Annotated in this window: 9 protein-coding genes and 2 pseudogenes; 1 reads left to right on the top strand and 10 read right to left on the bottom strand. The window is 38.9% G+C overall.

What is annotated here, in order from left to right:
• Nucleotides 1-23: 23 nt before the first annotated feature.
• Nucleotides 24-959 carry an amidohydrolase family protein gene (locus B0I26_RS16710; protein ID WP_111646526.1) on the top strand — a complete coding sequence of 312 codons (936 nt, stop codon included), beginning with the start codon at nt 24-26 and terminating at the stop codon, nt 957-959.
• A gap of 377 nt (nt 960-1336) precedes the next feature.
• Here the strand turns inward: B0I26_RS16710 and B0I26_RS19115 are convergent.
• From B0I26_RS19115 to B0I26_RS18720, 10 genes and pseudogenes are all read right to left on the bottom strand, one after another.
• A pseudogene (locus tag B0I26_RS19115) lies at nt 1337-3057 on the bottom strand (IS1182 family transposase).
• A 345-nt stretch (nt 3058-3402) separates the two neighbouring features.
• Nucleotides 3403-5139, bottom strand: coding sequence for an acyl-CoA dehydrogenase family protein (locus B0I26_RS16695; protein ID WP_111646523.1), 1737 nt, complete (start codon nt 5137-5139; stop codon nt 3403-3405).
• Between the two features lie 14 nt (nt 5140-5153).
• Nucleotides 5154-5870: an ABC transporter ATP-binding protein gene (locus tag B0I26_RS16690; protein ID WP_342767134.1), complete on the bottom strand. Its 717-nt coding sequence runs from the start codon at nt 5868-5870 to the stop codon at nt 5154-5156.
• Between the two features lie 9 nt (nt 5871-5879).
• Nucleotides 5880-6647, bottom strand: a complete 768-nt coding sequence (locus tag B0I26_RS16685; protein ID WP_111646521.1) for an ABC transporter ATP-binding protein — start codon at nt 6645-6647, stop codon at nt 5880-5882.
• Between the two features lies 1 nt (nt 6648).
• Nucleotides 6649-7683, bottom strand: a complete 1035-nt coding sequence (locus tag B0I26_RS16680; RefSeq protein WP_111646520.1) for a branched-chain amino acid ABC transporter permease — start codon at nt 7681-7683, stop codon at nt 6649-6651.
• An 18-nt stretch (nt 7684-7701) separates the two neighbouring features.
• A complete protein-coding gene (locus B0I26_RS16675) occupies nt 7702-8574 on the bottom strand; it encodes a branched-chain amino acid ABC transporter permease (RefSeq protein ID WP_111646519.1) in 873 nt (290 codons plus the stop codon).
• Nucleotides 8575-8737: 163 nt separating this feature from the next.
• On the bottom strand, nt 8738-9907 hold the full coding sequence (locus B0I26_RS16670) for an ABC transporter substrate-binding protein (RefSeq protein WP_181502973.1): 1170 nt from the start codon (nt 9905-9907) through the stop codon (nt 8738-8740).
• Between the two features lie 346 nt (nt 9908-10253).
• Nucleotides 10254-11099: a methyl-accepting chemotaxis protein gene (locus B0I26_RS16665; protein WP_181502971.1), complete on the bottom strand. Its 846-nt coding sequence runs from the start codon at nt 11097-11099 to the stop codon at nt 10254-10256.
• 48 nt (nt 11100-11147) lie between these two features.
• On the bottom strand, nt 11148-11753 hold the full coding sequence (locus B0I26_RS16660) for a hypothetical protein (RefSeq protein WP_111646516.1): 606 nt from the start codon (nt 11751-11753) through the stop codon (nt 11148-11150).
• A 67-nt stretch (nt 11754-11820) separates the two neighbouring features.
• Nucleotides 11821-11949 (bottom strand): annotated as a pseudogene (locus B0I26_RS18720) (cupin domain-containing protein); the annotation flags it as partial.

Genomic DNA, 11949 nt, shown 5'->3' with positions numbered 1-11949 from the left:
CTCATTATTAGAAGGAGGAAACTATGGAGGACCGTTTTGATGTCCATACTCATTTTATTCCATCAGAAGTTGTCCAATGGCTCAAGGAGGAGCAAAAACACGTCCCTGTCCATTGGGACGACAACGGAAAGATGTTAACAATCAATTATAAATGGGGATTTGGTTTAAAAGACGAATTCATCGACCCGAACGCGTATTTAAAAGCACAGCACCAAGCAGGGGTATGCCATTCGCTAGTATCCCCGATTCCTCAACTGTTTTTATATGACGTTGAGGCAACAATCACCAAAGAATTGTCACGCCTCTATAACGATGCCTTATCGCGCTGGGTATCAGAGCATTCCGATCGATTGTCCGCCTTGGCGACAGTGCCGCTCAATCAGCCGGAGCAAGCGGCATTGGAACTGCGGCGGGCCATGCAGCGCGGGTTAAAAGGGGCCATCATCGGCCCATCCGTTCAGCAGAAGTTGCTTACCGATGAGTCTTTGATTCCGTTTTGGGAAGAGGCGGACACGCTAGGCGCCATTCTTTTCATCCATCCGCTTCTTTGCGACGACCCGCGCCTTCAAAGGCGGAGAATGGCGAATTTAATCGGGGTCCCTTGGGAGACGACCATTTGCGCCACTGATTTGTTGCTGGGCGGCTGGATGGACCGCTACCCGCGCGTTCGTATTTTATTGGCTCATGGCGGCGGTTTTCTCCCTTATCAAATCGGCCGGCTGCAAAAAGGATATGAAGTGTGGCGCCCGGTAGCCGCCTCATTGCAAGCCCCGCCAACCGACTATTTGCGCCGTTTTTGGTTCGACACCGTTCTTTGGGACGACCGGGTACTGCAACTGTTAATCGACCTCGTTGGCGACGATCGGGTATTGCCAGGTTCTGATTTTCCGTTTGACTTATCGCATTGGCCTCCGAGACAGATCAACACTGAGGTCTTGAAGTCATTTTTGACATTGTAATGTTCATACTAGATCAATATGAGGGGACGAGAAGCCGTCCCCTCATATTGATCACCATATTCGTAAAAAACTCATTAAATATAGCATCTCCCTTTCTTTTCGTACAATTCCCACTCTTCACTCAGTTATATATTGAAGTTCCAGTGGCGTAAAGTTAGTAGAACATTTCCGTATCCATCAAGCCACGAAGCAACTGTACGCCTTCTTTTATCTCCTGATCGCTCATGCCTCCAAATCCTAATAAGCGGAAGCTGGTGGGAAGGAGTAACATAGACAATTGTCGCCTTGCTTTTTTCAATCGTCCCTTGAGCCCTTTCATATACACGTGTAAATTAGCACATTATTTCAGAACTACTTTTTCATAATAACATGCTAATTTACATCAAGGGGTGAGGAATGATTTGTTTACCTAGTAAATGTCGAACTAGGGATAGAAATCTGTGGAGAAAATTGAAAAAACAGGGGCTGTCTGATAAGTCCCTAAAATGAAGCCAGTGGAGAATAACTACTCGTTTTTCTCCACTGGCCTTTTGATTTTTTCGGTTTTTTCCTGAAAGTAGCTGGCGGATGCCTGCTACTTTCAGTATGTTGTGGGCTAATGCCACAATCCCAAACTCCGTATGAACTTTTTCTAGGCCCCGCAAGGAAAATCTGCGGAACGACCGATTGCCCTTGATGTGACCGAACACGCTTTCGACTTCGACTTTGCGTCGAGCGTAGATAGCGGCTTTCTCTTCACATTCAAGGGCTGCTTTTGCCTTCGCTTTCATTTCTTCAAAGACGGTATTCCAATGAACTTGACGATTGCCCTTCGCTTTCGTGCATTCCGCTTTTAATGGGCAATCTGTACAATCTTCACATTCATAAATTTTGTAACTTTGTTCATAGCCAGAGGCGTTCTTTTTCGTTTGGTATTTCTTAAACTTCACTTTTCGACCATTCGGGCAGATAAAACAATCCTCTTTCTCCTCATATGTCCAGTTCTTTACGTTTTTGATCTCCTTTTTATAGTTACGCGTTTGTTCTTTTATGTAGGTCCCATAAGGTATAAGAAAATCAAATCGAGGCTCTTTCTCTTCTCCAATCGCATATACATCGTTTTCTTCGCTCCCATATCCTGCATCTGCGATGACGTGTTTTTGGGCATAGGTAAAGAGGATGACGCCAGCTTCTCAAAATGCGGGATAAAACAACGCGTATCCGTTGGACGTTGATGAATGGTATAGAACAAGATAAACTGGTTTTCCGTTCCCATCTGTACGTTATACCCCGGTTTGAGTTGGCCGTTTTTCATATGATCTTCTTTCATTCGCATGAAGGTGGCGTCTTTGTCGGTTTTGGAATAGCTATTACGATCCCCAAACGTTTCGTTCTGTTGATTGTATTTGGCCAGTCGAGGTAAGTAATCTTCCCGAATGAGCTTTAACGGCTTCTTCCATTTACGAAGTTCCTTTCGCTTTTCCTTCCGTACCTCGGTATTCGTTTCGTTCTCCACTTCTTTCGTTAAAGCTTCTACTGTTTCTTCCAGTTGATGGGCGACTTCTTCTAGTTGGGATGGGGCTATTTCTGATTCCATCTGATAACTCTTAGCTTCTAATTCGCTGATCTCTTCAATTTTCCGCAGGGTTTCTTGAATTTTCTCTTTTAATTTTCCCTTCAAACGATCCGTGCTTTTTTTCCACACGAAAGAATACTTATTGGCATTGGCTTCCATCTTTGTGCCATCCAAAAAGTAGTTTTCCATCGTGATATAGTTTTCCTCAATTAATTTCAAAATCATGGCTTCAAATAATTCATCCATCATCTGTTTCATCCGTTGCCCACGAAACTCGTTTATCGTACGGAAATCTGGCTGTTGCATCGCAGCCAACCACATGGCAGGAATATTTTCTTTGATGAGCTTTTCGATCCCTCGACAAGAATAAACCTTTTGGGAGTAAGCATAAAGAATGATTTTAAGCATCATTTTGGGATGATAAGAACTTCTGCCACCGCCTTTATAGTGAGAAAACAATAACTCGTCAGGTACAGCTTCAACCATTTCGTCTACTACACGTGCGACATGATGTTCAGGGATAAGTTCTTGAATATCAAAGATAACTTGAACTTGGCGATTATCATATGGTTTGAAAGTAGGAGTTACTTGTCTTTTCGAAGCAACATTTTCTTCTTTTACCTCTAGAGGGAGCGCTAATTGTGTGTTATAATGTTCATTAGTAGTCGCTAGATTACTCATAAAAAATCGTCCTTTTCTGAAAATGTTGTGTGGTAACTTCATTTTACTAGAAAGGACGATTTTTTTGTGCACTTTTTTAAAAAACATAATAAAGAGGGGCTTCAAAAAGTCAGCTAACCATGACTTTTTGGACAGCCCCCTTTTTAACATTTTCTCATTCCCCCTCATCGTGTAATCCCATTCATAAAAACAAATATAAACTGCAATTTAAACAACATATTTCTCATTTCGAATGATTTTTTCTGCAATTTTTCGCTTTATGGTTATGATATCCACTAACGATTGGTTAGACTTTTCTATGTTTTGGTAAACTATTTTTAATAGCTGTTCATCGTCTTTCAAATAAGGTAACACATTTAATGAACGACCTAAAAGTTGCTGTATTGTTTCTTGAACATAGACTTGCACATAGTTTTTCTTTTGTTCTTCTTTATCTACTCCGTTTTGCGCCATTGCCTTTTCTGTTCTCAATAAAGCGCTTTCTATCGCATAAATCTCTATCGCCATATCAGCTAAACATGCCAGTAATTCTTGTTCCTTTTCTTTTTCTATATATTGTTTTTGTACAATATTGGCAATCAGCAAAAATAATGATTTAGCCCTATATAAATGTTGCTTTTCGTCGCCAAGAGGAATCGATTCATGAAGCAATAGATCCTCTTCTATTTTTCTTGATTCTATCATTTCACTAAGTTGATCTTTATACTTGCGAAGTAATGTGGAGGCGATTAACATCCGATTAATTTCATTCGTTCCTTCGAAAATACGGTAAATTCTAGCATCGCGATAAAGAGCTTCTACCTCATATTCAGACATATAACCATATCCACCATGAATTTGTACAGCTTCATCAACAATAAAATCGAGCGCTTCTGTAGAAAATACTTTATTAACCGAACATTCAACAGCGTATTCGGCAATGGTTTTAGCGATATCCCCCTTCCCTTCTTCCAATCCTTTTTCTATGGCACCTGCCGTACGATAAATCATGCTTTCATTTACATATGTCTTTATAGCCATATCCGCGATTTTGTTTTGTATTAATCGAAACTCTGACAAAGAACGCCCAAATTGTTTTCTCTCTTTGGCATACTTGACAGATAATTCAATCGCTCTTTTTGACATCCCTAAAGCGGTAGCAGAAATTTTATGACGCCCAATGTTTAATATATTAAAGGCAATGACATGCCCCTTTCCAATGTCTCCTAATACATTGTTCACTGGAACTTTTACGTTATCAAGGATAAGAGAACAAGTGGATGAGCCTTTTAAGCCCATCTTTTTCTCTTCTGGTCCAATCGACACCCCTTCATAGTCTCTTTCAACAATAAATGCAGTGAACTGCTGCCCGTCTACTTTGGCAAAAACAATAAAGAAATCGGCAAATGCAGAGTTTGTAATCCATTGTTTTTCCCCATTTAATATGTAATATTTTCCACAGTCTGATAAACGCGCCGATGTTTTCGCCGCTAACGCATCTGTGCCGGAAGTTGGCTCCGTTAATGCATACGCTCCAATCTTTTCACCGGTAACGATATATGGTAAATAGGCTTCCTTTTGTTCATTTGTACCGAAAAAAACAATTGGTAATGAGCCGATTCCAACTTGACCGCCAAACGTAATGCCAAAAGAACGACCGAGAGCTACTTTCTCACTGATAATACAAGAACTAACTTTATCTAAATCCAATCCACCGTATTGCTCCGGAACATCAACGCCCAATAATCCAAGCTCCCCTGCTTTCTTTAGTAAGCGTACGGTTTGATCAAACTGTTGAGCCTCAATTTTCTCTAAAGCAGGCATCACCTCCTTCATCATAAATTTCTCCGCCATATCAGCCATCATGTAATGCTCATCTGTAAATTCTTCCGGAGTAAACACTTCATCAACAGAAATATTCTCGTTGATGAAACTACCACCTTTATATTCTTTTACATTCAACACAATCAACCACTCCCTTAACTAGTCATTTTAATTCCTAAGTACGCCGACTTTACTTGTGGATTCATACTGATTTCTTCCGGTGTACCATGCAAAGCAATGTTACCTTGTTCCATCACATACACTCGATCTGCTACTTTTAACGCCGCTTTGACATTTTGTTCAACTAAAATAATCATCGTTCCCATCTCTTTTTTGATCCTCATTAAAATCTCTAAAATTTCATTTACAATTTTTGGAGCCAATCCCATAGAAGGTTCATCTAGCAAAATAATTTTAGGCTTGGACATAAGTCCTCTCCCAATCGCAAGCATTTGCTGTTCTCCTCCGCTCAAATTGCCACCGAGGTTATCTATATGCTTTTTTAAACTAGGAAACATATCTAGAATCATCTCTATATGGTCTTTCGCCTGGTTTTTTTCTTTGTAATATCGTGAATACATTCCTAACAATAAATTCTCCTTTACAGTGAGATTCGAAAAAATTTGTCGTCCTTCAGGCACAAGCGATAATCCTTTTCTCACTACTTTATGAGCGGGCAAGCCGCTAATTACTTCCCCTTCCAGTGTTACCTTTCCTGTAGATGGAAAATATAGTCCCGCTAATGTATTTAACAGTGTACTTTTTCCCGCTCCGTTGGCTCCAATAATGGAAACAATTTCTCCTTGATGAACATGAAGATCGATCGAATGAAGAATTTGTATTTTTCCTATATGGGTACTTAGTCCTTGCACATAAAGCAATTAGAACGCCTCCTCGCCTAAGTATGCACTAATGACTTTCTCATTTCTTGCAATTTCGTGAGGTGTTCCTTCGGCAATTTTTTTTCCAAAATCCATTACAATAATTCGATCCGCTAATTCCATAACAGTTGCCATTTTATGTTCCACAAACAAGAAGGAACACCCTTTCTTTTTCAATTCCTTTATATATCCAGCCATCCTATTCGTTTCAGCATCGTTCAACCCAGCCATCGGTTCGTCTAAAAGAATTAATTGAGGATGATAAACAATCGCTCTTGCAAACTCTAATTGTTTTTGAAGTCCATAAGAAAGATTTCCTGCTTTTTTATACATGAAATCTTTTAATTCTACCATTTCCAGAACATCAAGGGCGAGTTGATAAGCAATCTCTTCATTTTTCTTGACGGTTGGTAGACGAAAACCAGCGCTAAAAACGTTAGTTTTTAATTTGACATGTACTCCCATCATCACATTTTCGAGTACCGTCATATTGTTGAAAATTTGTAAATTTTGAAATGTTCTAGAAATCCCTAGGTGAGCAAGCTCAAAAATTTTTCTCCCTGTTAACCGCTCTCCTTTATAAATGACCTCTCCAGAAGTAGGTGGAATAAAGCAAGAAATCATATTAAACAAAGTCGTCTTTCCTGCCCCATTTGGACCGATTACCGCTACAACTTCTCCTTCTTCAAGGCTAAAATCAATTCGATCAACCGCGGTAATTCCACCAAATTTTTTCGTTAATTGCTTTACTTCTAATAAATTCGCCATGTTAGGCCCCCTTCTCCGTCGTCATTTTCCGTTTTTCTGCTCCCTTTATCTGTACAGATTTTATTTTTTTCCATAATCGTTCTAAAATATCTACTAATCCTTTTGGCATAAACATCATGACAAGAATAATGATTAAACCGTAAACAACGATTTCAACTTGCCCGCTAATATGAAAGTATGTTTGTCCGATATAGCGAATCCATTCATTTAAAAACATAATGATTGCCGTACCTAAAACGGCTCCCCAAATGGAATGAACTCCACCGACCATCACCATTACTAATAACAAAATGGAGAACGTAATATAAAATGAAGGTGGGGCTATAAAACTAATAAAATGTGCATATAAGCTGCCGGCTAATGAAGCATATACGGCACTCAACGAAAAAATAATTACTTTATACTTGGCTACGTTAACACCTAAAGTTTCTGTTGCAATTTCACTATCATGTATACTTCTCAATAATCTTCCAATATTGGAACGGATGATATTCATGGAGAATAAAATAATAACAAATACGATGAACCACACAAAAAAGTAAAAATATAATGGATTGCCTAAGTTCAGTTGAAATAACGACAAACTAGGAATTCCGACTAACCCAGAAGCCCCCCCTGTAAATTCATCTAAGCCTAATATCAAGATAAAGAAAATAATGTTAATCGCCATTGTAGCGAGGGCTAAAAAATGTCCCTTTAATCTTAAAATCGCCATTCCAATGACATAAGAAACGAGCCATGTAAAAACAATTCCAATCACCATTGCGATCCAAGGAGAACCTGCATATTTTGCGGTTAATACACCTGACACATATGCACCAATACCAAAAAAAGCAGCATGACCTAGAGAAATTTGTCCTGCGTAACCAAGAAGAAGGCTTAACCCAATACTAATTAAGCTGTATATCCCAATAAGAATGAGGACAGTTAAAATATATGATGATTTTACAAATAACGGTAAAAGCAACACAATAACCATTAAGCTCGCAAAAGGCCTCCACAAATGCCCATATAAAACGTTGTCAAGTTTCGCCATTACACTACCTCCTTTTTTTCACACTCTCTCACCAGTAGCTTTGCTAAACAGTCCGGTTGGTTTAAAAAATAGCATGAGTAACAAAACACCAAATGCAATCGCATCACTATAAAACGTAGAGATAAATCCACCAGAAAATGCCTCAATGACTCCTAATAATAGCCCACCCACGACAGCACCAGAAATATTGTTTACTCCACCTATCACCATTGCAACAAACCCTTTTAATCCGATCAAAAAACCCATTTCATATGTTGCATCCGTTAACGGCGCAATCATAATTCCAGCAATAGCCCCTAAAGCTGCAGCCAACGTAAAGGCTAACGCAGACATAGAACTCGTATTAATTCCCATGAGGCTCGCCGCTCGCGGATTTTTTTCGCTTGCCCTTAAAGCTGATCCAATAAATGTCTTATCGAAAAATACATACAAAACGGCTAACAATAGTAGAACTGTCAAGAAAATAAATAGACTTTGAGGGTTAATCACTGCCCCTAATAATTGGATTGGCCCCATTTTCATCACCGGTTGAAGCGTCCGAGGCGATGTCCCCCAAATAATTAGCCCCAAGCCCTTTATAAAAGTAGATACACCAATTGTAATGACAATTAATGTAATCACAGAACGGTTGCGAACGGGAAAAATGACCGTTCTTTCAACTGCAAAACCAATAATTGCGGTTAAAATAATAGCCGCTGGAATCGCTGCAAACATCGGAAGTCCCAAATTGACGAAAGAAACACAGGACAGTGCACCAATCATTGCAAACTCACCCTGTGCAAAATTTAAAATTCCTGTAATGTTGTAAATCGTAACAAAACCAATGGCCATTAAGGCGTAAATACTCCCCACTGTTAAACCAGTGACCAAATATTGCATAACTAAATCCATAATGCCAACCCCTTTCTACTGAATCGGGGCTGACCGATAAGTGTCTGACCTCACGCGTATTTCACAATATATCGTTCATTTATCCAATATTACGTCCTATATATTGTGTTATGGAGTCTGACACTTGCTTTTTGGTCAGCCTCGTTGGTTTGATTTATTGCAATTATTGATTATATTTCCACTGATTGTTTTCAATACGTAAAAGCGTTAATCCATCTGCTTTTGCGCCTTTTAAAGGATTTGTCAAATCAAGCGTCCCTGATATCGCAGGATATTCCTTTAATTCATTTTTCAAAAAATTCTGAATATCTTTCGCAGTCGTTTTCCCTGCTTTCACTGCTTCAATAATTAATTGAATTCCATCATAAGCATGGGCAGCAAATAAATCCGGTTCTTCTCCAAATTCTTTTACATATGCATCGCGGAATGCGAGAATTCGTTTCTTTTGGTCTGATTCTGGCAGTTGGTCAACAACGCTTAATTTACTTCCAACCACCATAATATTGTCGCTGTTACCTTGTACTTGTTCGATAAATCCTTTGTTTGCAGCAGCTGTACTTTGGAACATTGGGATCGTAAACCCTAATGATTTAAAGTTGCGCGCAACAATCCCAGCACCAGGTGTTCTTGACCAAACAATGACAGCTTCCGGGTTCTTTTTGCGAATATTGGTTAGTTGTACGGTCATATCGGAAGCAGTAGCGTCAAATTCTTCATGAGCAACAATTTCGATATCATGTTGTTTCGCCAGTTCTTTAAACGCTGGTAACCCTATTACGCCAAACGCATCACGCGCATTCAGCCAAGCAACCTTTTTAATGTTATGCTTCACCAAATAATCAACAACTTGAGAGATAATTGTTGAACTACTGTGTGCTAGCATATAAACGTTCTCTTTATCTGTACTCACCGGTGCTGTTGCCATTAGAGGGATATTTGCTTGAACAGCTTTTGGTAAAATCGCCATCGTTGTGCTCGTTTGTGTCGCTCCAACAACAGCGACTACTCCTTCTGAAATAAGCTTATCCATCGCAATAACCGCTTTTGTATCATTTGTTTCATAGTCGTGCATAATTAGTTGTATTTTTGTTCCATTAATTGGGCCTTGTTGATCTAATTCTTTCTGAATCAGTTTTACTGTATTTGCCTGAGCGTGACCGAGCGTAGAAGCCGGTCCAGTCTCTGCCACAATAACCCCTATTTTCACAACTTTCCCTTGATCTTTCCCTTTGTTATCCGTTTGTGTCGTGCTTTGGCTTCCACAGCCAGCAATCCCAAATAAGAAAACAATCAGTAAAGCTAACAACATTCTCCCTTTAACCGCTTTTTTCATTTCAATTGCCCCCATTCATTTTAAAAAATCTCCCACTCATGTCATCAAAAAGTAAATAATTATAGAAAGAAACAGATTGCGGCCATTATCCTCACCCAACTTACCTCAAAAACCTTGAATCATCTTATCCTCCTTTCTCTCTCCAAACACTATTTTGGAAACGATTACATTTCTAATTATTTTTAATATTACAACTATTCAAACAGAATATAAACCTATACAATGTATGATAATTGATAGTCTTTTTCCTCATTTTTGTGGATTGTGTTACTTCATCTTCTTCTGTTTTTAAGGAATATTTATTAAAAAATATTTGCAATATCAATCCGCATTATTTGCTCCTTTATTAAATCAAAAACACATTTATATTGTTTCCGTTTCTTTCATCGATACGGAGCAGTTTACTAGCCTGTTCAAACAATTGTTTCGTATTTTCTGTAACCGTTTCGATGGACGCCGAAATATCTTTGCTTGCACATGTCTGGCTTTCAACATATTCTTTCAATGTTTCGAGCGTTTGCACCATATCACTCGAATGGCTTGACATGATATCACTAATTTGTTTTACTCGTCTCATGTGTTCAACAGCCTGTTCAGCTAGATTGCGAACCTCTTTCGCTACTACAGAAAAACCGTATCCATGTCGATCAGCATGAGCCGCCTCAATTAAAGCATTGAGAGAAATTAATTTAAGATGTTCAGAAATCGACTTAACTTGTTGATAAATTTCTTGCAATTGCTGACTAATGATAACTCCATTGTCTGCTTGATTAGACATTTCATTGAATCGTTCTCTCATTTCTATTGCATGTTCATAAATACTTTGACTCGAAGCGGTGATTTCCTCCGTCGCAGCCAGCATTTGTTCTACAGCATAAACAACTTCATGTTCCTCTTTAGCATTGAAAGCAATTGTAATCGCGCCACTGCCATCTTCAAATGGAACAGCAATAGTTCTCACTTCTGTGCCCATCACCTCTTTTGGTAATGTATCGCTGACTACCCGTTTCTCACGAATCGCAGTGGCAGAATTCGTCCTCCCAGGAAGTTTGAACCCTATTTCTGGTAAATCGATTTCTGAATGAAAATCTTTAGAGTATTGAACCTCTAAAAACTCATTGACGACAAGAATGCGGAAATGATTCCCTAGCAGAGGAATGAGTACGTTTTCTTCTTTTTGTAAAATATCCATCCAACGTTCCCTCTGATTCAATTCTTCATTCCTCCAATACTTCATGGATTACAATAAATAAAATTGTTTATCTATCAATCCAATCGGACAATGACCATGCTCAAAAGCTTCAAAAAGAAAATAAAATGGGTTTATTTTCCAGCTTCCTAAATCAGCAATGGTTTCCCATGCGCATGCCAAGACAATCATATATGTGGTTACACTACTCACTAATTTCACAGTCGATTCTCCACATTTTTCAAACATGCAAAACGCCTGATCAAATGATGGATGAAATACCATTTCAGATACATCGTCGACGACGCGTGATAAAAATGTTTCCCTTCCAGCTTCTTCAGCTTGAGCCTTAATTTCATTACGTATTTGTTCTAGCCTTGTCCACATTGAAAGTGTTTCTAATACTACTCCATTTAAAAGTGATGAAAGTTCATCTTTTGTTATCCAACGAATTTTAAATTTCTCGATTCCGAAATAGCTCTGAAATTCATGGATTGCTTGTTCTATTTTATCTTTCCCATCTTGCTTTTCAATTGCAGAATACCATTCCAATTTTGATAAACGAGTAATTAAGTTACCTACATGTTTACCATTCGGACCGTAAACTTTTTCCCAATCTGTACACTCCATCACTTCGTTATGAAAGGTGTTAACCATAAAATATCCCCCTCCATTACAAAATATATCGAAGTGAAAGTGCAGATTCGTTTACCATGCACTTTCACTATGCCAATACAGGAGAAAATTCACCAACCACCTGTTGATATCCATGATTGCTTGGATATTCCTCTTCCCGCTGCAACCCTAGTTTCTCCATAATCGGTAAATCGTTCGCACAGAATAATAACGCATC

Origin of the sequence: Paranoxybacillus vitaminiphilus (assembly GCF_003259935.1) — a bacterium.
Classification (GTDB): Bacteria; Bacillota; Bacilli; order Bacillales; family Anoxybacillaceae; genus Paranoxybacillus; species Paranoxybacillus vitaminiphilus.
Note: the sequence above shows the minus strand (reverse complement) of the source record. Positions and strands in the feature narration are given on the sequence as shown.

Coding starts and splice junctions, on each gene's coding strand:
- B0I26_RS16710 (WP_111646526.1), top strand. CDS start 24: ATGGAGGACCGTTTTGATGTCCATACTCATTTTATTCCATCAGAAGTT.
- B0I26_RS16665 (WP_181502971.1), bottom strand. CDS start 11,099: ATGGATATTTTACAAAAAGAAGAAAACGTACTCATTCCTCTGCTAGGG.
- B0I26_RS16670 (WP_181502973.1), bottom strand. CDS start 9,907: ATGAAAAAAGCGGTTAAAGGGAGAATGTTGTTAGCTTTACTGATTGTT.
- B0I26_RS16660 (WP_111646516.1), bottom strand. CDS start 11,753: ATGGTTAACACCTTTCATAACGAAGTGATGGAGTGTACAGATTGGGAA.
- B0I26_RS16680 (WP_111646520.1), bottom strand. CDS start 7,683: ATGGCGAAACTTGACAACGTTTTATATGGGCATTTGTGGAGGCCTTTT.
- B0I26_RS16675 (WP_111646519.1), bottom strand. CDS start 8,574: ATGGATTTAGTTATGCAATATTTGGTCACTGGTTTAACAGTGGGGAGT.
- B0I26_RS16685 (WP_111646521.1), bottom strand. CDS start 6,647: ATGGCGAATTTATTAGAAGTAAAGCAATTAACGAAAAAATTTGGTGGA.